The organism is Croceibacterium sp. TMG7-5b_MA50 (assembly GCF_039830145.1).
Classification (GTDB): domain Bacteria; phylum Pseudomonadota; class Alphaproteobacteria; order Sphingomonadales; family Sphingomonadaceae; genus Croceibacterium.
Window position 1 is genome coordinate 2,252,136 of record NZ_CP156082.1, and the last position, 19,501, is coordinate 2,271,636.

Sequence of the window (19,501 nt, forward strand, 5' to 3'; positions counted from 1 at the left end):
GCCTCAAGAACGACTGCGCGTGCAGGCCCCCAGGCTGTCGACCACCAGCTGGTAGTCGGCCCGGGCGCGCTCCCGATCGCTGCCCGGATCCTGCAGGAAGGCGTCGGCCGGCAGGTCGCGCGGCAGGCCGCAGGCGAGCCGGTACCAGGCAGGGGTGTCGGGCGCGGGCGCGGTGGCGGACTGGTCGATGATCTCGCTCCACGACACGCCCCATTGAGGGGCCATGCCGGGGCGCCGCACGACGGAGATGGAGGCGGGCAGGCCGGTCGCGGTTTCGACAAACATCTGCGTCTCCGATTCCCCGGCCAGGTTGCCGGGCGTCCACAGCACGTCGCGCACTCCGGTGACCGGCGGCGGCACGTCCGCGCCGGCGAACTGGCCGATGACCTGGCGCAGCCGCGCCTCGAACGCCGGGTCCGCCGGGATCAGCGCGTCAGGCTCGACCAATTGCACCTGCCCGGTCCGGCCGGGCACCGGATCGGCAAAGGCAACGAAGCGCTGCCGCCTCAGGCGCGGCGCGCGGCCCCGGCTGTCGAGCGGCACATCGGCAAGGAAGGTCAGCTCCTGCCCGACGGGACCCGGCGCGGCGAGCAGCGCCTGCACCTCCCCCTGCAGATACAGGCGCGCATGGCCCGGTGCGAGGCCGGGCGCCCGCGCGGCTTCCACCACGGACTGGCGCCGGACCTCCGCGATGGCGATGATTCCGGCATCCTCCACCAGGCCCGCCATGTCGGCATAGGTCAGCCGCGCCGCCGGCCCGGCGGGCAATTGCGCCACTTCTGCGCGAGCGGTACCATTCTGGGGCATGTTGCCCGCGGCACGCTGCTGCGCGGAGCTGCCGGCGGGTGTCGCCGAGCCGCCCGACTGGGCTGCAGCGACTCCGCCAGTGGTCACCAGAATCGCCGCCGTTACGGCGGTGGAGTTAAGAAAATTGCCGAAGCGCGACCTCACCGCCAATATCCGCATTGCCAAACAATTGTCCTCCGCAATAAAGCTTTGTCAGCAAACTATCGGGTCGCATCGCAGCTTTCCAATGGTGAATCGGCGCTGAACCTTCAAAAGCGTTTGCTCAACCCTAAAGTGCTGGTTAAGACCTGCCGCCAAGGGACCCGAACACCACAAAAACATGGGTTCTTGCTGTCCGTTGGGGATGTTCGCAACGCACCGGTCGCATGGCCGGGCGGACCTTCGCGCTGGACAAAGCTTTGCAGCGGCTGGCAGGATGCGAATCCAAGAACACCGTTGCCGACGCCGGGGGGCCCACAAGCCATCTGGCGACATCACATGAGCCGACATTCCGCTGCCCTCTGGCGCGGAATTGATTGAAACGGAGTGAAGGGACTGGATGGCTTACGCTGACCAACAGATGAGCGGCAGTCGCATGGTTGCGATTGCCATCGTTGTCCTTATCCACCTGGCTATCGGTTACGCCCTGATCACCGGCCTTGCCTATTCGGCGGTCAAGTCGGTGGTGGAACGGGTGACCACAGTGGATATCGAGGAACCGCCGCCACCGCCGCCGCCGCCGGACGAACCGCCGCCGCCGCCGGACGAGGTCATCCCGCAGACGGTGCCGCCGCCGGTGGCTCCGCCGCCGCCGGTCAACATCAACACGCAGGCACCGCCGATCCAGACCACCACGGTGATCCCGCCGCCGGCTCCGCCGCTGCGCATCGTGCCGCCTGCGGCTCCCCCGGGTCCGCCGACGCCGCCGGCTCCGCCCGCGCCGTCCCGTGCCCGTGGCGTCGCGCCCGATGGCCAGGGCCGCTGGGCTGCCCGCATTCAGGAAAACTATCCGTCGCGTGCCATTCGCGACGAAGTCGAGGGTCGGGTGGGCGTTCGCGTCCAGGTCGGCGCCAACGGCCGGGTGGAATCGTGCTCCGTCACGGGCAGCAGCGGCTCGTCCGTGCTGGATGAGGCGGCGTGCGAGGGGATGCAACGGTATGCCCGGTTCAATCCCGCGCTGAACGCCGCTGGCGATCCGATCTCCGCCAGCTGGTCGACGACGATCGTCTACACGCTCAACCGCTAGTTCACCTGTTCAGATCTTAGACAAAGGACACCCGCATGCTTATCGACATTCTGGCCGCCGCCGGCGGCGAAGGCCCGGAAAACCAGTTCGGCTTCCTGGAAGCCATGCAACAGGGCGGCGTGATCGCCTGGACCATTCTGACCGTGCTGGTCATCATGTCGGTCGGATCGTTCTACATCCTGATCACTAAGCTGCTGGAGCAGAACAAGATCCTGAACCAGTACAAGGCCATCCGCACGCAGTTTTGGCGCGCGAACACCCTGTCGGAAGGCGCCAGCAAGCTCGACAAGAACAGCGCATGGCGCCAGATCGTCGACGACGCGCTGGCCGCAGAGGCGCAGCACAGCAAGATGACCGACTCGCTGGAAGCGCATGACTGGATGCACGGTTCGCTGGCCCGGTCGGAAGCGTCGATCAACTCCAAGCTGGCGGGCGGCCTGCCGTTCCTCGCCACCGTGGGCGCCACCTCGCCGTTCGTCGGTCTGCTCGGCACCGTGATCGGCATCTACCGCGCGCTGATCAACATCGGTCTCGCCGGCTCCGCCTCCATCGACAAGGTCGCCGGCCCCGTCGGTGAAGCGCTGATCATGACCGCCATCGGTCTGCTGGTCGCCGTTCCCGCCGTGCTTGCCTACAACTGGCTGCAGGCGCGCAACAAGCGCATCGCCGAGCTGCTAAGCGGCTTCTCCACCGACATCCTGGCCAATCTCACCTCGCGCGGTGCGGTGAAGCCGGCTCTGGTGTCCGCCCCGGCCGCTGCCAAGGCTCCGGTGAGCTCCGCCGCCACCAAGCCGACGACCGCGACGACCACCACCGCCGCGCCGAAGGTCTGAGGCCGCAGGTCCACTGAACACCGATCGGGGCGGGCCATGGCATGCGGGCCGCTCGCCCCGACCGGAATGTGACTAATACCAGACAGGAACACACAGATGGCCATTTCAGCAGGCGGAGGCGGCGGCGAACAGTCGATGTCGGACATCAACACCACGCCCCTCGTGGACGTGATGCTGGTGCTCCTGATCATCTTCCTGATCGCCGTCCCCGTCGCCATCCAGACGGTCGAGCAGCTGGAGATCCCGATCTTCGAATCCGTCGAATCGAAGGACAAGGTGGAAAACCTGCTGCTGACGGTGACCACCACCGATGCGGCCGGCAATACCGCCGGCGTGCAGCGCTCCGGCTTCACCGGCGCGGTCCGTGAAGGCGAATGCCGGGTCTACATTAACAACACCACGCTGGTGGACTCGCAGGAACTGTACGACCAGGCCTTTGCCCGGCTGGACGGGATCGTGCAGCGTGCCGGCGGCGCCGATGCGCTGGCGGCCAACCCCGAACTGATCCCACAGGTGCATATCCGCGGCGACAAGGATGCGCCGTGGCGCTGCGTGGCGGGTGCCATCTACAACGTCCAGGCGGCTGGCTACCCCACCGTGGGCTTCATTTCCAACCCGGTCGACCCCAACGGTTGATCGGGCGCAGCAAGGAGTAACACACCATGGCGATGTCCGGCGGCAAGGACGACGGCGCCCCGATGATGGAAATGAACACGACGCCGTTGATCGACGTCCTGCTCGTGCTCCTCATCATGTTCATCATCACCATCCCTGTGGCGACGCACTCGGTCGACATCGACCTGCCGACCCCCAGCAACAACCCGCCCACCGACATCGACCCGATCAAGAACAAGATCGTGCTGACGCCGCAGGGCGAGATCGTCTGGAACGGCGGTCTCATCAACGAGAACCAGCTGGTCACCAATCTGGAAGCCACCAAGGCCATCCAGCCGGAGCCGGAACTGCAGTTCCAGCCGGAAGCGGATGCCAGCTACGACCAGTCCTCCAAGGTGCTCAACATCATCAAGGGCTCGGGCGTCACCAAGTTCGGCTTCGTGGGTAACGAGCAGTTCCGCCAGTTCGGCAAGTAACTGCTTCCCACAGCGGACGCTCGCCGATCCGGCAGCGTCGATCAGGGGCGGGTCATCCCGCCCCTTTTTTGTGCGCCGGCCCGACGCATACCATCACACAAACGGCAGCCGGGCGACGCCCGCAACCACCCCGGCGATCCTGCCGACCACCTGTGCCACATCCGCGATGGTGGCGGACAGCGCACGCAGGCGCCCCGCCTCCTCCTCCGCCGCGAAGGCGCGCTCGGTAAGTTCCGCAACCAGGTCACTGGCGGCGATCTCCTCGTCGATTTGGCGCAGCATGCTGACGGACAGGGCACGCAGCAGCAGCAGCGTGTCGTCGATCACCGCCTTTGCGCGGCGATAGTCCGACTGGGGGTCGAACGAGAACTCCGCCGCCGCCTTCTCCGCCTCTGCCAGGGCCAGAGCGGTCACCAAAGCGTCAAGCGTCGCGGCATGAAGCGGCAGATCGCGGATCGCCACGGCCATCATGGTGTCTCCCCCGCAAAGGCCTTGCGTGTGGCACCGATCGCCTGCGCCAGGCCGATCACCGCCTGCGCCGCAGCGGAGAGGTCGGCAGCATCGGCACCGGCGCGCGCCGCAGCGGCAAGGCCGGCATGCGCCGCGCCGATGGCTGCGTATCGCCTCTCTTCCGCCGGGTAGGCGTTGTAGGTCTCCACGGCATCGAACAGCGCCGCCTGCTGTTCCCCGAGCGCTGCGGGATCGCCCGCCGAACGCGCCGCGCCGGCGGCCTCCACCGCCTGCTCGATCGCCGCGTACCGTGCCACGCTGTCGTAGAGGTCCAGCGCGCCATCAGTGCCGCCCAGCAGACTGGTGGCACGGGCGACCAGCGGGTCCGCCTCCAGGATCAGGCGCTTCAGCACCGCCTGCCGCCGCGCCGTCATGTAGGTTGTACCGAGGCGCGCCAGCAGCCCTCCGGCGGCATCGATCCTGTCGGTGGATGTCGCGCTTTCGTCACCGGTGGCGGCGCGGATCGCGCCGTCAAGTTCGCCGATGGCTATCGTCAGTTCGCTTACCGATTGAGTGAGGACCGCCTCGTCCTCGGCCGAGTTCGCCGCCAGCAGGATCAGCCCCTCGGCATAGCCCGCCAGCGCATCGTTCAGCGCCGCGATATTGTCGAACCGCAATTCGGACGGGAGTTCGACAAGGGTACCGTTCGCTTCCCGCTCGATCACCCGGCAGGTCGCGGTCGATTGGGGCAGCGCGGCCGCCATGGCAACGCGGATGCCGGCGATCGCCTGCGTACAATCCGCTGCCCGCAGATCCGCAGCGCGTTCTGTCAGAGCTTCGCGCGATCGCTCCCGCTCCTCCGCGATCACCACGGCCAACCGTTCGTTCTGCTCTTCCGCGGCATCGCGGGTGAGGGCGCCGAACTGGCCCGCCAGCGGCACGAAGCGGTCGGTCGTGCAGCCCGCCAATATGGCCGCGAGCATCGCCGCCGCACCTGCTGCTGTGACCCGCTGCATCATGCCGCCCCCTTCACGCCACCGGCGCGGATTGCCGGACCGAGTGCGAACGCCCGGTGTGAGCGCCGGCCCTACAGCTCCATCCTATCGCGGGCTGGCAGGGGCGCAAGGCAGCTAATCGCCGCGCATCGCCTCGCCCGCCAGGCTCTCCGCCTCCAGCAGCAGATCGTCGTCTACGGAGCCCTGCGGCAGCGCCTCCCGCCCGATCATCACCATGACCGGCACCGCCAGGGGACTGACACGCTCCAGCCGAACGTGGGTCAGCTGCGCCGCCGCACTGTCCAGCAGATCCCCCAGCCGCCCGACATCCGTCATGCGGGACCGGGCATCGGCCCAGGCAGCCTGGATCAGCAGGTGGTCAGGCTCGTACTTCCTGAGCACGTCGTAGATGAGGTCGGTCGAGAAGGTCACTTGCCGCCCGCTCTTGCGCGTGCCGGGATGCTGGCGTTCCACCAGCCCGCCGATCACCGCAACCTCGCGGAAGGCGCGGCGCAGCAGGTGCGATTGCGTGACCCAGTCGACAAATTCATGTGTCAGGATGTCGGGCGAGAGCAGCGGCGCAGGATAGTCCACCGGCTTCAACCCCCATACCGCCAGCGAGTAGTCGTTGGCGACGAAGCCGCCGGGCATCAGCCCGCGTTCCTCCATCCGCTTGGTGATGAGCATGCCGAGCGACTGGTTCGCGTTCCAGCCGATGAACGTGTAGTAGACGGTATACTCGCGCTTCGCATGCGGGAAGCTTTCCACCAGCAGCGTCTCCGGCCCAGGCATCTCGCTGCGCCAGTCCTGCACCTCCAGCCATTCACGCACGTCATCGGGGAAGCGCGCCCAGCCGGCGCGGTCGACCAGCATGGCGCGAACGCGGTCCGCCAGATGCGTGGTCAGCGGCAGGCGCAGGCCACCATAGGACGGGATCATGGCGGCCTTCGTGCTGGCGCGCACGAACAGCTCCATATCCTGCACCTGCACCACCTCCACATTGACGCCGGCGAACTGGAACGTGTCGCCAGGGCGCAGGGCGGCGGCGAAGCGTTCCTCCACCCGGCCGAGCGAGCGACCCGGCCGGTTAGGTCCGCCAAACCGGACCTCCAGCATTTCCGAATCGACGATGATGCCGGCATTCAGGCGATGGCGGGCGGCCTGTTCCGGATGGCTGAGGCGCCATGTCCCGTCCGCCTCCTGCACGATGCGCCGGAACTTGTCATAGGCGCGAAGAGCATAGCCGCCGGTGGCGACATATTGCAGCACGCGGTCCCACGCCTCCTCATCCAGCCAGGCATAGGACAGGGTGGAGCGGACCTCCGCCAGCAGGGCGGCGCCGTCGAACGGGGCGGCGCAGGCGCAGGCCATCACGTGCTGCGCCAGCACGTCGAGCGAGCCGGGGCGGAACTCCTCCCCGTCGCGCCGCCCCTCGTCCACCGCCTCCTTGGCGGCGGTCGCCTCCAGGAACTCGAACCGGTTGCCGGGCACCAGCAGCGCGCGGCTGGGGATGTCCAGCCGGTGATTGGCGCGGCCGATCCGCTGTAGCAGGCGGCTCGATCCCTTGGGCGCGCCCATCTGCACCACGCAGTCGATGTCGCCCCAATCGATCCCCAGATCCAGGCTGGCGGTGGCGACGAGCGCGCGCAGCTCGCCCCGCGCCATCGCGCCTTCCACCTTGCGGCGCGCCTCCTTGCTGAGCGATCCATGGTGGATGCCGATGGGCAGCGTGTCCTCGTTCGCATCCCACAGGTGCTTGAAGACGTATTCCGCCAGGAAGCGGGTATTGGCGAAGATCAGCGTAATGCGGTTGGCGCGGATACGTTCATAGAGCTGCGGAATCGCCCAGATCGCCGCATGGCCGCCCCACGGCACGCGCGCATCCTGCGGCAGCAGAATCTCCACCTCCGCCGGGGCGCCTGGTTCGCCGTGGACCAGCCGCACCCGGTCGATCTCCCCCCACGGCGCCAGCCAGGCCCGGAACGCCTCCGGATTGGCGAGCGTGGCGGACAGCGCGGCACGTTGCAGCCCAGGTGCGATCGCCTGCAACCGCGCGAGGCTGAGCGCCAGCAGGTCGCCGCGCTTGTCGGTGGCGAAGGCGTGAACCTCGTCGATGACGATCCGCTGCAGTCCGGCGAACAGCGTCAGGCTGTCGGGATAGGACAGCAGCAGGGACAGGCTTTCGGGCGTGGTCAGCAGCACGTTCGGCGGCTTGCTGCGTTGCCGCTTCTTGCGGTCGGACGGGGTGTCACCGCTGCGGGTCTCCACCGTCAGCGGCAGGCCCATCTCCGCCACCGGGGTCATCAGGTTACGCTGAACATCATGCGCCAGCGCCTTCAATGGCGAGACGTAGAGCGTGTGCAGTCCCTCCGGCAGCGTTCCCCCGCTGGGGCAGAAGGCGGCCAGCGTGGGCAGGAACCCTGCCAGCGTCTTGCCCGCGCCGGTATCCGCCACCAGCAGCGCGTGGTCGCCGGCGAGCGCCGCCTCGAACATCTCCTGCTGGTGCCGTCGCACGCGCCAATCCCGACCGGCGAACCAGGTGGCGATTTCCAGCGGCAGCGTGGGGGTGTCCATCCCGTCGATATGGCGATGCGCGCCCTACCGGCCAAGCTGTGCGGCGAGTTGCCGAGCGCATGCGCCGAGACGTGGCACCAGCACGGCTTGCCAATGGTTAAGGTGCCGTATCCCGGCTGCACGCTGGTGTTGCCGGGCGGGGTTGGCCAGCGCGACGCTGCCACGGCCGTCCTCGACAGAACAGGCAGCGAGGAAATGGAGAGAAGCCATGAACCGCAATTATGACCGCCGCGACCGCGAGCATCGTTACGACAACCGCCAGAACGAACAGTTCAGCGATCGTGATTATGGCAGCGGCGACAGCGATCGCCAGTTCAGCCAATTCGGCCAGATGGGTGAAGGTCGTGGCTGGAACCATGATGACGATGACGATTACGGCAGCAGCCGTGGCCGTTATGGGCGTGGCGGTGGCAGCCGCAGCTATGGCGGTGGCCAGGGCTACGGACAGTCGCGCGGTTACGACACGGCGCAGGACGGACGTTCGCGTGGCGGTTACGGCGCGGCGCAGCCCACCAACCGCGAAGGCGGGTTCGGCAGCTTCAACAGCAATTATTACGGTGGCGCCGATTTTGCCGGCCCGCGGCAGAACCGGGCGCCGGGCACCGATTACGACAGCTATGGTCCGTATGGAGCGAGCCAAGGCGTCGGCAGCTTCGGTGCGGCACCCTCCCGCGGCGGCTACAGCGCCCGTGGCGATGACGACCGTGGCTTCTTCGACAAGGCCGGGGACGAGGTGGCCAGCTGGTTCGGCGACCGCGACGCAGCCCGCCGCCGCGATCAGGATCACCGCGGTTCCGGGCCGGCGAACTACACCCGGTCCGACCAGCGTATCCTGGAAGATGTGTGCGACACCATCACCCATGACCGGATGGTGGATGGGCGCCAGATCCAGGTGACGGTGCAGGATGGCGAGGTGACGCTGGACGGCACGGTGACCAGCCGCCAGCAGAAGCGCCGGGCCGAAGACCTGACCGATGACCTGTCCGGCGTGAAGCACGTGCAGAACAACCTGCGCGTGAAGGACAGCGACGATAGCAGCAGCCGCTCCTTCACCCGCGACAGCACCGGCAGCACGCTGGCCTGACGCTTTCTTAACCGGAACGCATAAAGGGCTCGCCGTAAGGCGGGCCCTTTTCGCTGCGTATCGTGGCGAACGGTGCACCGCACAATGACCTTGTGCTAGGGAAGTCAGATGGCTGGTTCCGGTAATATAGCGGCCGATCCCCGGGCGGCGGAGCGATCAGAGGCGCTGGCTGCGCTCGGTCTGCTGGACACCCAGGCGGAACGGGATTTCGACACGATCACCCAGCTCGCCGCGGAACTGCTCGGCTGTCCGATCGCGTTGATGTCGCTGATCGATACGCAACGGCAATGGTTCAAGTCGCGCTACGGTCTGCAGATCTCTGAAACGCCGCTGGAACAATCTTTCTGCCGCGTGCCGGTGCGCATGGATCGGCCGCTGGTCGTCGCAGACGCGCTGGCCGATCCGCAGTTCCGCGACAATCCGCTGGTACGGGGCGATCCCAACATCCGCTTCTATGCCGGCGTGCCGCTGCGCGTCGCCACCCGGCCGGAGGGCGCACCCGTGCCGATCGGCACGCTCTGCGCGATCGACAATCAGGCGCGGGAACCCAGCCCGCAGGATCTTCAGGTGCTGGAAACACTGGCGCGGGTGCTGGAAACCCTGCTCGCCGCCCGCGTGTCAGAGGCGCGGGCGCGGTACGTGGCCGAACAATACCGGCTGGCCCTGACGGAACAGGACCGGCTGCACCGCCAATTGCAGCAGGCCGAGCGCATGGCCCAGATCGGGTCGTGGCGCTACAACCTGGTCGATGGCAGCGTCGAATGGTCGCCGCAGCTTTACGCCATCTACGAACTACCCGTGGGCAAACCGATGAAGGCGGACGAGGCGTACAGCTTCTTCCCGCCGGATGACCGTGACCGACTGCAGGGCGCCCTGGAAGAAACGGTCAGGACCGGTCGCGGCTTCGATGTGGAAGTCACCATGGTCACCGCCATGCTGGAGGAGCGGCGGGTCCGGTCCTTGGGCGAGGTCGAGACCAAGGACGGCGAGGCCGTGGCGGTGTTCGGCGTGTTCCAGGACATCACCGACCGGCACGAGTTGGAGGCCACCCTGCGCCACGCGGCGGAGGTCGACGACCTGACCCATCTCGCCTCACGCAAGCGCTGCACCGCACAGTTGGACGAGACGATCGCCCGATCGGTGGAGGAAGGCACCCCGATGGCGCTGGTGCTGGTCGATCTCGACCACTTCAAGGCGGTGAACGACCGGTGCGGGCACGCGGCGGGTGACGACGTGCTGCGCCGCGCGGGTGCCGCGCTGCGGGCTTCGTGGCTCGCCGGTTCCTTCGCCGGGCGGCTTGGCGGGGATGAGTTCGTGCTGCTGTTGACGGAGCAGGATCTCCTGGCCGACCTGCCTGCCACGCTGGCGCGGCTGCTGGGCACGTTGCGGCAGGTGGTGCCCTGTCACGGTGCGCCTGACGGGCCGCTGCGGGTATCGGGCACGCTGGGCGCGGCCTGGCTGGCGCCTGACTGCGCCGACCGGGCGCAGCTGATGAGCCGGGCGGACGAGGCGCTGTACCGGGCCAAGGCACATGCCCGCGGCACCGGCGCGATCGCGGGGACGGACGGCATCGTCATGGCCGACGTGCTGCCCGCCTGACCCCACCGGTCGGGCACTGCCCCGGATGCCGGCCGTTGGTCGCGCAGAAACGGGCAGAAAAGGAGAGAACCCCCGATGAAGATCCCGCACAAGGCCCATGTCGCACTGGTCGATGGCAACCGCTTCCTGGTGCTGCGCAACACCGGCCAGATGTTCGAACCGTCCCTGGAAGTGGTGGCCCAGCCCGAACTGGAAGCGACGAATTTCAGCGCGGGCATCCGCCATCAGGACCCTGCCGGGCAGCGTACGGGTGCCACCGACCTCAACGAATTGGCGCACGGCGCCGCGGCGGCCGACTGGCTGAACCGCGAGGCCAAGGCGGGTGAGATCGACAGCGTCGTGATCGTCGCCGACCCCAAGACGCTGGGCGAGATGCGCCGGCATTACCACACTGAATTGAAGGACCGCATCTCCGGGGAACTGGCCAAGGCTTTGACCGGGGAGCCGATCCCCACGATCGAGAAGGTGCTCGCCGCCGCCTGATCCCGGTCTGTCGACCCTGCATGGTTCCCCGGTACACCGCATCCACGAACCTGACCGGCGCGCTCCGATTTGCTTCAATCGGCCGAATTGGTTAGGCTCCTGTCAATGGGGCAGCCTTTACAATGGGGAACCATGCAGATCGGGACCTTCGCACGCGGTGCCTTCGCCGCCTTCCTGGCGCTCACGAGCCTGGCCGGTGGGGCCGGTGCGGCACACGCACAGACCGCCAACGGCATCGCGCTGGAGGCACAGTTCGACACCGCTTTCGGGACGGAAGTTCGCGCGCCACGCGACTACACCGCCAGCTATGAAGGCGTACTGCAGCAGCAGCTCGCCCGGTTGGCGGATGGTTCGCGCGGGCGAATCGGCCTGTTCGCGATCGATCTCGCCACCGGGCAGGAGGTCGCTGTATTGGGCGATCAGCGTTTCCCGATGGCTTCCACCAGCAAGATTGCCATCGCCGCCACCTTCATGGAAGGGGTGGAGCGAGGGCGATGGAGCCTGTCGAGCGACTTTCCCCTGCTGCTGCCCGTCGCCAGCAAGCCGTTCTCCAGCCAGGTCGCCCCGGTCCGCGCGGGCGAGCACCTGTCGGCTCGCCAGTTGATCGAACTGATGATCACCCGATCGTCCAACACCGCAACAGACGCGCTGCTGCGCGCTGTGGGTGGGCCGGACGCGGTCAATGCATGGATGCGCCGGGCGGGAATCACCGAATTCAACCTGTCCCGCGACATCGCCACGCTGGTTCGCGATGATGGCGAGGTGAACCCCGCCACCAGCATCGACACCCGCGACAGCGCCACCCCGCGTGCCATGGTGCAACTGATCGCCGGGTTGCATCAGGGCAAGTGGCTGTCGAACAGCAGCCGGCAGGTGATTTTGGGCGCGATGGAACGCTGCCGCACCGGCACCCGCCGCATCCCGGCGCTGCTGCCCGCGGGCGTGACTGTGGCGCACAAGACCGGATCGCTGAACAACACGTCGAGCGACATCGGCATCATGACCGGCCCGGACGGACGGACCATCGCCGTCGCGATCTACGTCACCGGCCAAGGTACGCGCCCGGCGCGGGAAGCAAAGATCGCCAATCTCGCCCGCGCATTGTACGACGGCTATGCCCAGCAGGCGGTGGTCGCCAGCCGGCAGATGGTGAACGCGCAATACTGACGGGCAGACCCGCGCCACGCGATCCATCATCTGTGATCCGGTGGCGCTAGGCACAGCAGCGCAACGGATGTGGTGCGGGCGGCGGGACTCGAACCCGCACATCCAAGGGATAGGGGATTTTAAGTCCCCGGCGTCTACCATTCCGCCACGCCCGCGCCGCCAGGCGGCTTAGGCGAGCGGCAGCCAAGGCTCAATCGGTGTTCAGCCGCTCGCGCATTTCCTTGCCCGGCTTGAAGTAAGGCACGCGCTTCGCCGGCACAGCCACCGCATCGCCGGTGCGCGGATTGCGGCCGGTCCGGGCCTCCCGCGCGCGGGTGGTGAAGGTGCCGAAACCGCGCAGTTCCACCCGGCCGCCTTCGGCAAGACGCATGGCGATCTCGTCGAAGAAGATGTCGACGATCTGTTCGACCTCCTCGGCCTTCAGATCCGGATTGTCGGCCGCGAGCGACTCGACGAGTTCGGAGCGTATCATTGCACTTCCCCTTGGCCGGACGGGGCCCCACGCACCCACCGGCACCACGCGGACCGGCGGCCCCCGCCGCTTGTCCACACCGTTCCCGGTCGCTTATTGCCATATATCAACATGACAGGCAACGAATGCTGCCGAACAGTGCCAAACAGGCACACGGCCCTGTCTACACCCGCTCCAGCAGATCGTCGAGGGCGATACCGAGGCGTGCGATGCGGGCGCGGATCGCCGGCCATTCGGCCGCCAGGAACGCGGCCCGCTCCGCCGCCAGCAGCGCCTCCGCCGCGCCTTCGCGCACGAACATGCCGACGCCGCGCTGCACCCGGATCAGCCCATCGGCCTGGAACTGCTGGTACGCTTTGGCCACCGTCAGCGGATTGGCGCCCTGCTGTGCGGCAAACGCCCGGACGGACGGCAACATCGCCCCTTCCGCATATCGCCCGTCAATGATCGCGGCGGCGATCTCCTCCCGCAAGCGCAGGTAGACGGGGCGGTTGTCAACCATGGGTGCTGCAGTGCCATAATACAGCGTGTCAGGCAAGCGGCAGCCGGTTGCACCGGCAACGAAGGCTTGGAATGTCCAATGTTGTCGCTAGGGTGCCGGGTTTGAGGCTGCAACGGCAGCATGCACGAGGGAAGCAGACACAACTATGGCATCAGCCCCCACCCGCGCAGGTGACACAGGCGGCACGATCCTGGGCCACCCCAAAGGCCTGTTTATCCTGTTCTTCGCCGAAATGTGGGAGCGTTTCTCCTACTACGGCATGCGGGCGTTGCTGATCTTCTACCTGACGAAGCACTGGCTGTTTTCCGACGGGCGCGCCTCGCTGATCTACGGGGCCTACACCTCTCTGGTCTACATCACCCCCGTGCTGGGCGGCTGGCTGGCGGATCGGTACCTGGGCCAGCGCAAGGCGGTGGTGTTCGGCGCGGTGTTGCTGACATTTGGCCATTTCCTGATGGCCTTCGAAGGGAACGGCGGGCAGACCGACCCGGCGATCAACATCTTCTGGCTGGCGCTCAGCTTCATCATCATGGGGACGGGGTTCCTGAAGGGGAACATCTCCACCATCGTGGGCAAGCTGTACCCGCGAACCGACGTCCGGCGCGACGGCGCGTACACGATATTCTACATGGGCATCAATCTCGGCAGCTTCTTCGGCGTGCTGATCGCCGGCTACCTGGGTGAAACCTATGGCTGGGCTTACGGCTTCGGCGCGGCGGGCGTCGGCATGTTGCTGGGACTAGTGGTCTTCGTACTGGGCCGGCCGATGCTGATGGAGCGGGCAGAGGCGCCTGATCCGGCCGCGCTGCGCCGCCGGGTCGCGGGCGCGCCGCTGGAATGGCTGCTGTATGGCGCGGGCCTTGCCGGCGTGCTGCTGATGTGGGTGCTGGTGCAGGCGCAGGAGGTGGTCGGCACGCTGCTGCTGGTATCGGGCGCGGGCCTGCTGCTGTATATCGGCTGGATCGCGGTGACGAAGCTGCCGCGCGAAGATCGCGATCGCATTCTGGTGATCATCTTCCTGCTGCTGCTGCAACCGGTGTTCTGGGGCCTGTTCGAACAGGCGGGCGCCAGCGTCAGCCTGTTCACCGACCGGCATGTCGACCGTACTTTCCTGGGGCAGGTCATCCCCACCACCTGGTTCCAGTCGGTCAACGCCGCCTTCATCATCATGCTGGGCCCGATCTTCGCCGCGCTGTGGACGTTGCTGGGCCGGCGCGGGCTGGAACCGTCCACCCCCGCCAAGTTCGGCTTGGCCATCGTGCAGGTGGGGCTCGGCTTTCTGGTGCTGGTCTGGGGCACGCAGGCGGCGGGCGTCGATACGCCGACCAGCCTGTGGCTGGTCGTGCTGCTCTATTTCCTGCACACCACGGGCGAACTGTGCCTCAGCCCCGTGGGCCTGTCCGCGATGAACCGGCTGGCGCCCTGGCACATGGCGAGCCTGATCATGGGCGCCTGGTTCTTCGCCACTGCCGGGGGCAATTTCGTCGCCGGGCAGATCAGTGCGCTGGCAGGCGCCGAAAATGCCGAAAGCGGCGAAGGTGCCAAGCAGGTGTTCCTCGACGTGTGGACGACGACCGGTTGGGTTGCCGTGGGCATCGGTATCGCGGTGCTGGTGGTCAGCCCGCTGGTGAAGCGCCTGATGCACCTCGACTCGCTGCGCGACTTCGACCGCGATGGGACGGGCCACGATGCGTTGGGAGAGGACGAGCTGGCAGAGCCGGCGGCCGCCGGCTTCCACCCGGCGACCCGGCGGGATTGATCCGGCAGAACCGGGGCGTCAGGCGAGCTTGGCCAGCGCCTCGGCCGCGGAACGCTCCTGCGCTGCGGCGTAGAGCTTGAACGGATCGCGTACCGGCTGGCCAAGCGCCGCCTCGAACGCCGCTTGCGATCCGCCGGCGGCGTAGGTCTCGGGCGCGACCTCGCCCAGATTGGACCGGAAGATGCCAGCGGCGCTGACCGGCAGGAAATCCTCGTAGGTCAGCGGCGCGGGGGCGAGCAGCCGGTTGGCCAGCGCCTGCTCGATCGTATCCGCCCGCCCTGCCCGGCCGGTTGGCAGAAATTGCGCATAGGCGAGGCCGGCGGCGAACAACTCGCCAAAATCATCGGGGAAGCCGGCGAAGGCATCTGCCAGCGTTTCCCCATCCTGCGCCCGCTGTAGGCATCGATCGTACAGCGCCCGGCCCGCGGGGGTCAGCGCGGCGCCGCGCTGCTCGATCTCCCCGAACCGGGCAGTGTGCTGCGCGTCCGCGCCCTCCGCGCCCAGAGGCACGAACGATTCGGACAAAGCGTGGAAGCTGGTCTGCCGCAGCAGGACCGGTACCTCGCGGCGGGGCGGCCCTTCGATGCTGGCCTTCGCCGCCATGCCGCGCCGCTGCATCTCGGCCTGGGCGGCGTCGATATCCAGCGTGCGCGGGGTCAGGTGGTTGATATGAGGTCCGGGAAAGGCGACGATGTCCGCTACCAGACGGTGCTGCGCTAGCAATGCGTCGTAGGTCGCCGCATTTACCAGCGCACGGCCCTGCCAGCGGAACGTTTCCAGCGCCTCCGCGACAAACCGATCGGCCGCTCCGGCATGGAGGCCGCCCTCCTGCTCCGCCTCCTCGATCAGAGCCACGCACGCATCCGTCACGATCCGCCGATCAGCCAGGATCGCGGAGGCCTTGGCGCGCAGGTCAGGGTCGGCGATCAATTCCAGTCGCAGCAGGCTGGTGAAAACCCGGAACGGACTGGTGGCAAGGTCCGCCGCGTCCGTCGCGCGGAATGCGGTCGAATGGACGGGAATGCCGGCCGGCGCTAAGTCGTAATAGCCGACCGGGGCCATGCCCATGATTGCGAAAAGCCGCGCCAGCAGCCTGAGTTCCGCAGGCGTGCCGACGCGGATGGCGCCGTGCCGTTCCTCCCCCAGTCGCACCCCTTCCCCGCTGGCGGCCAGTTGCCGCGCCAATGCGGGCTGAGCCGACAGCACCGCAGCATTCACCGCGGCCACGATCTCCAGCAGGTCGCCATAGAGCGGGACCTCCGCCCGATACATGCGCGACATGGCGGCGGAAAAGGCGGCACGGATGGCGGCGGGGGCGACATGCTGGTCCATCGCCGACATCTACGATCACATGCGCACTTGCGCCACCGTCAGGTCAGCCACCGCCAGGATCACGATGCCGGCCAGCGCGACAAACATCTGCGGGCCGCGCAACCGCGCAAAGAAGCGCGGCGCAGTGCCACGGCGGGCAGCCGGCGGGTCATAGATCAGGACCGTCAGGTAGCCCGCGAACAGCAGCAGCCACGACAGGAACGCCGCGCCGGCGATCGCGAGCGTCGGCAGCGCCAGTGCTCCGAGCCCGCAGCTGAAGCGCACCAGCATGACGATCAACTGCCCCGGGCGCGGCCCGCCTTCCGTGAAGAAGCTGAGCCCGCGGGTGACACCTGCCAGGAACAGCAGGATCGCCGCCGCCCACAGCCGCCCCGCCTCCACCGCCCAGGGCAGCCCGGTCCAGCCGAGCAGGCCGATGGCCACGATGATCGCTGCCGGCCCATAGGCCAGCACCGTTTCCAGCGGCGGTGTATGGGCGGGCGTGTCCATGCGCGGGGACGGAGTTGTTATGTCCGGCATGATACGCCCAATGCGTGGATTAACATTCGTTTCCGTCCGGCAGGCATTCGTGAAATAAGACTGCCTTAACTGTTGGCAAACAAAGTGGCGCGACAAATCACGGAATCGAAGTGCTGCCCTTGCGACTGATCCTGTTCGTGCTGTTCGTGATGCTGGGCGCATGGGCGAACCCGGTAGCAGCGGAGATCGTGCCGCTGCGTGACAGGTTGTGCCATGCGCATGCACCCCGTTCGGCGGCGCAGGACCCCGCGGCTGTCGCGCGGCTGACCTATTCATGCGGGACGCGGCCGCATTCCGCGCCTGGCGAGTGGGTATGGCTGCGGCTGCGCGACCGGGCGGCGCTGGCCGACATGCCTGCCGGATGGCAATTGTTGAGCGACCAGGTGGTCTTCACCCACCATGCAGTGCTGGTGACCGGCACTGACGGGTCGGTGCAGCAGCGCCACTTCGTACCCGGTCAATTGACGCAGAATTGGGCACCGGGCGGACTGCAACGGATCACCGTCGCCCGGCCGGGTGCCAATGTCGGAGAAATCTACCTCGGCTATCAGGGCGTGCCCAGCATGGACACCCTGCACCGGGTGTCCGCCGCAGCGCCCAGCGACCTGTTGCTGCTGGGCGGGCGCTGGCTGGCGGTCATCGGGGTGTTCACCGGCGCCATCGTCACCGTGCTGGTGTTCGGCCTGCTGGTCCGTCCCGGCCCGCTGGTGCTGGCGCAGCGGTGGTATGTCGCCTGGTCGCTGACCACCCTGGTCTATGGCCTTGCCGCCACCAACGCGCTCGCATTGTTCTGGCCGTGGCTGGCCGGGCCGACAACCGCGCGAATGATCTACGCCCTGGTGGGCGGCACCACCGCGACCAACGCCATGGTCGTCGTGACAGTGCTCGAAAGCCGCAGCCTGCCGCGCTGGCTACGCCACGTGCTGGTCTGGACCGCGGCAGGATCCGCCATCACCGGCCTTGGCGCGACGCTTGACTGGCCAGCGCCGCTGACGCTGACCACAGCGGCATTGAACGCGCTGTCCGCCGCCAACTTCCTGGCCATGATCGTGGGCATCGTCATCGCCCTGTTCCGGCGCAGTCGGACGGTCTGGCTGTTGCTGATCAGTTACTTCCCGCTGCTGATCGTGGGATTGCTGTGGCTGATCCAGCCCGGTTCCCTGTCGGACCAGTCCGACTTCATCAGCATGTGCCGGTACCTGGCGCTGGCCGCCGAGTCCGTCGCGCTGGCGCTGCTGTTGGCGGACCGGGTCCGGCAATTGTGGGTGGAGCGCGACCATGCGGAACAGGGGCGCCTGCACCTGGCCGTGGAGAGCGAGGCGTTCCGCCGCGCGGCGATGACCGACCCCCTGACCGGGCTGGGCAACCGCGCCGCGTTCCAGGCGCAGATGCGCCGCCTGACCGAAGATGGCGGTGCGCCCTTCATGCTGCTGCTGGTCGATGTCGATCATCTGAAGGATATAAACGACCGGCTGGGCCATGATGCGGGCGACCGTCTGCTGCTGGCGGTCGGGCAGGGGCTGGAGGCAGTTGCCGGGCCGCAGGCGCATGTGGCCCGGATCGGCGGCGACGAGTTTTCCGTGCTGCTGCCGCATGATGCCCCAGCCACTGCCGGGATCGAAAGCGCGCTGGAGGCACTGCAAGGCACCAGCGTCACCCTGGACGGGCGCAGCTGGACCATGACCTTCAGCGTTGGGCTGGCCTGCTACCCCGAGGATGGCGAGGACACCCAGGTGCTGAAGCGGCACGCCGACCTGGCGCTGTACCAGGTGAAGCGCCATGGTCGGCGCGGTCTCTACCGCTATGACCCGGCGCTCCGCAAAGAGGGCGAACAGCGCCGGCAATATGCGCAGGAGGCGGCGGAGGGCCTGCCCCGCGGCGAGTTCCAGCTGTTCTTCCAACCGATCGTCCGCCTCGCCGATGGCGGCCTGCACGGGTTCGAGGCGCTGCTGCGCTGGCAGCATCCGGAGCACGGCCTGCTGACCCCGGCCAGCTTCGCCGACATGCTGGCCGACGGGCGCACCGGTCATGCGGTGCAGACCCGCGCAGTGGAGCTGGCGCTGGCAGCGTTGCGAGACCAGCCGGAGCTGCTGCCCCGCGCCGCCGTAAATCTCACCGCCGCGGAGCTGGACGGTGCCGCCGCCGCCACCCGCCTGCTGCAGCGCATGACCGCGCACGATGTCGCGCCCGGGCGCCTGTGCGTGGAGGTGACCGAGGATGTGGTGCTCGACCGCCGGCTCGACCGGACGGTGGAGGCGCTGACCGTGCTGCACCGCGCCGGAGTGCCGATCTCGCTGGACGATTTCGGCACCGGCTATGCCAGCCTAATCCACCTGAAGCACCTGCCGTTCGACACGCTGAAGGTCGACCGCTCCTTCACCGCCACCCTGCTGGACGATCATGGGGAGAGCGAGGCGATTATTCGCGCGATCATCGGTCTTGCCCAGGGCCTCGACAAGCAGGTGGTGGTGGAAGGGGTGGAGACCGATGCGCAGCGGCGCAAGCTGATGGCGATGGGCTGCCGGCTGGCGCAGGGGCACCTGTTCGGTCGCCCCGCCCCGGTGGGCGCGCTGCATCGGTCGGAAGCGCTACGCGCGGTTTAGCCCGGC

19 protein-coding genes and 1 tRNA gene are annotated in these 19,501 nt (G+C 67.7%); 11 read left to right on the forward strand and 9 right to left on the reverse strand.

All coding sequences use genetic code 11. From position 1 onward, the window contains the following. Positions 1-3: 3 nt before the first annotated feature. Positions 4-951 (reverse strand): hypothetical protein, encoded by a 948-nt coding sequence (locus V5740_RS10655; RefSeq protein WP_347302456.1) that lies wholly within the window; start codon positions 949-951, stop codon positions 4-6. A 394-nt stretch (positions 952-1,345) separates the two neighbouring features. On the opposite strand from V5740_RS10655, the gene V5740_RS10660 reads away from it, so the two are divergent. From V5740_RS10660 to V5740_RS10675, 4 genes are all read left to right on the forward strand, one after another. Then, on the forward strand, positions 1,346-2,032 hold the full coding sequence (locus V5740_RS10660) for a TonB family protein (protein ID WP_347302457.1): 687 nt from the start codon (positions 1,346-1,348) through the stop codon (positions 2,030-2,032). Between the two features lie 35 nt (positions 2,033-2,067). Further along, positions 2,068-2,865, forward strand: coding sequence for a MotA/TolQ/ExbB proton channel family protein (locus tag V5740_RS10665; protein ID WP_347302458.1), 798 nt, complete (start codon positions 2,068-2,070; stop codon positions 2,863-2,865). A 96-nt stretch (positions 2,866-2,961) separates the two neighbouring features. Further along, a complete protein-coding gene (locus tag V5740_RS10670) occupies positions 2,962-3,501 on the forward strand; it encodes a biopolymer transporter ExbD (RefSeq protein ID WP_347302459.1) in 540 nt (179 codons plus the stop codon). Between the two features lie 26 nt (positions 3,502-3,527). Next, a complete protein-coding gene (locus V5740_RS10675; RefSeq protein WP_347302460.1) occupies positions 3,528-3,956 on the forward strand; it encodes a biopolymer transporter ExbD in 429 nt (142 codons plus the stop codon). Between the two features lie 93 nt (positions 3,957-4,049). Here the strand turns inward: V5740_RS10675 and V5740_RS10680 are convergent, their stop codons facing one another. The 3 genes from V5740_RS10680 to V5740_RS10690 form a co-directional block, all read right to left on the reverse strand. Next, complete coding sequence (locus V5740_RS10680; RefSeq protein ID WP_347302461.1) at positions 4,050-4,427, reverse strand: hypothetical protein; 378 nt, start codon at positions 4,425-4,427, stop codon at positions 4,050-4,052. Next, positions 4,424-5,425, reverse strand: a complete 1,002-nt coding sequence (locus V5740_RS10685; RefSeq protein WP_347302462.1) for a hypothetical protein — start codon at positions 5,423-5,425, stop codon at positions 4,424-4,426. Before V5740_RS10685 ends, V5740_RS10680 begins: the two co-directional genes overlap by 4 nt. Positions 5,426-5,536: 111 nt before the next feature. After that, the gene (locus tag V5740_RS10690; RefSeq protein WP_347302463.1) at positions 5,537-7,975 is read right to left on the reverse strand and encodes a ligase-associated DNA damage response DEXH box helicase; all 2,439 of its coding nucleotides are present in this window, start codon (positions 7,973-7,975) and stop codon (positions 5,537-5,539) included. A 9-nt stretch (positions 7,976-7,984) separates the two neighbouring features. Here V5740_RS10690 and V5740_RS10695 point away from each other — a divergent pair, with 9 nt between their 5' ends. From V5740_RS10695 to V5740_RS10715, 5 genes are all read left to right on the forward strand, one after another. Beyond that, positions 7,985-8,200 (forward strand): hypothetical protein, encoded by a 216-nt coding sequence (locus V5740_RS10695; protein WP_347302464.1) that lies wholly within the window; start codon positions 7,985-7,987, stop codon positions 8,198-8,200. After that, complete coding sequence (locus tag V5740_RS10700; RefSeq protein WP_347302465.1) at positions 8,184-9,059, forward strand: BON domain-containing protein; 876 nt, start codon at positions 8,184-8,186, stop codon at positions 9,057-9,059. The genes V5740_RS10695 and V5740_RS10700 overlap by 17 nt, the downstream gene beginning before the upstream one ends. A 108-nt stretch (positions 9,060-9,167) precedes the next feature. Then, the gene (locus V5740_RS10705) at positions 9,168-10,658 is read left to right on the forward strand and encodes a diguanylate cyclase (protein ID WP_347302466.1); all 1,491 of its coding nucleotides are present in this window, start codon (positions 9,168-9,170) and stop codon (positions 10,656-10,658) included. Between the two features lie 75 nt (positions 10,659-10,733). Beyond that, positions 10,734-11,141, forward strand: a complete 408-nt coding sequence (locus V5740_RS10710; RefSeq protein WP_347302467.1) for a host attachment protein — start codon at positions 10,734-10,736, stop codon at positions 11,139-11,141. Positions 11,142-11,246: 105 nt separating this feature from the next. Beyond that, positions 11,247-12,308 (forward strand): serine hydrolase, encoded by a 1,062-nt coding sequence (locus V5740_RS10715; protein ID WP_347302468.1) that lies wholly within the window; start codon positions 11,247-11,249, stop codon positions 12,306-12,308. 70 nt (positions 12,309-12,378) lie between these two features. On the opposite strand, the gene V5740_RS10720 is transcribed toward V5740_RS10715, so the two are convergent. From V5740_RS10720 to V5740_RS10730, 3 genes are all read right to left on the reverse strand, one after another. Then, positions 12,379-12,463: transfer RNA gene (locus V5740_RS10720), tRNA-Leu, on the reverse strand. A gap of 35 nt (positions 12,464-12,498) precedes the next feature. Then, on the reverse strand, positions 12,499-12,780 hold the full coding sequence (locus V5740_RS10725; RefSeq protein WP_347302469.1) for an integration host factor subunit beta: 282 nt from the start codon (positions 12,778-12,780) through the stop codon (positions 12,499-12,501). Positions 12,781-12,943: 163 nt separating this feature from the next. After that, the gene (locus V5740_RS10730) at positions 12,944-13,282 is read right to left on the reverse strand and encodes a GntR family transcriptional regulator (protein ID WP_347302470.1); all 339 of its coding nucleotides are present in this window, start codon (positions 13,280-13,282) and stop codon (positions 12,944-12,946) included. A gap of 145 nt (positions 13,283-13,427) precedes the next feature. On the opposite strand from V5740_RS10730, the gene V5740_RS10735 reads away from it, so the two are divergent. Then, positions 13,428-15,041, forward strand: coding sequence for a peptide MFS transporter (locus V5740_RS10735; protein ID WP_347302471.1), 1,614 nt, complete (start codon positions 13,428-13,430; stop codon positions 15,039-15,041). An 18-nt stretch (positions 15,042-15,059) separates the two neighbouring features. On the opposite strand, the gene V5740_RS10740 is transcribed toward V5740_RS10735, so the two are convergent. Further along, complete coding sequence (locus V5740_RS10740) at positions 15,060-16,382, reverse strand: VOC family protein (protein WP_347302472.1); 1,323 nt, start codon at positions 16,380-16,382, stop codon at positions 15,060-15,062. 6 nt (positions 16,383-16,388) lie between these two features. Further along, the gene (locus V5740_RS10745) at positions 16,389-16,862 is read right to left on the reverse strand and encodes a DUF3429 domain-containing protein (RefSeq protein ID WP_347302473.1); all 474 of its coding nucleotides are present in this window, start codon (positions 16,860-16,862) and stop codon (positions 16,389-16,391) included. Positions 16,863-17,002: 140 nt separating this feature from the next. Between V5740_RS10745 and V5740_RS10750 the strand changes: the two genes are divergently transcribed. Continuing rightward, entirely contained in the window at positions 17,003-19,495 is a 2,493-nt protein-coding gene (locus V5740_RS10750) for an EAL domain-containing protein (RefSeq protein ID WP_347302474.1), read from the forward strand. Positions 19,496-19,501 lie beyond the last annotated feature (6 nt).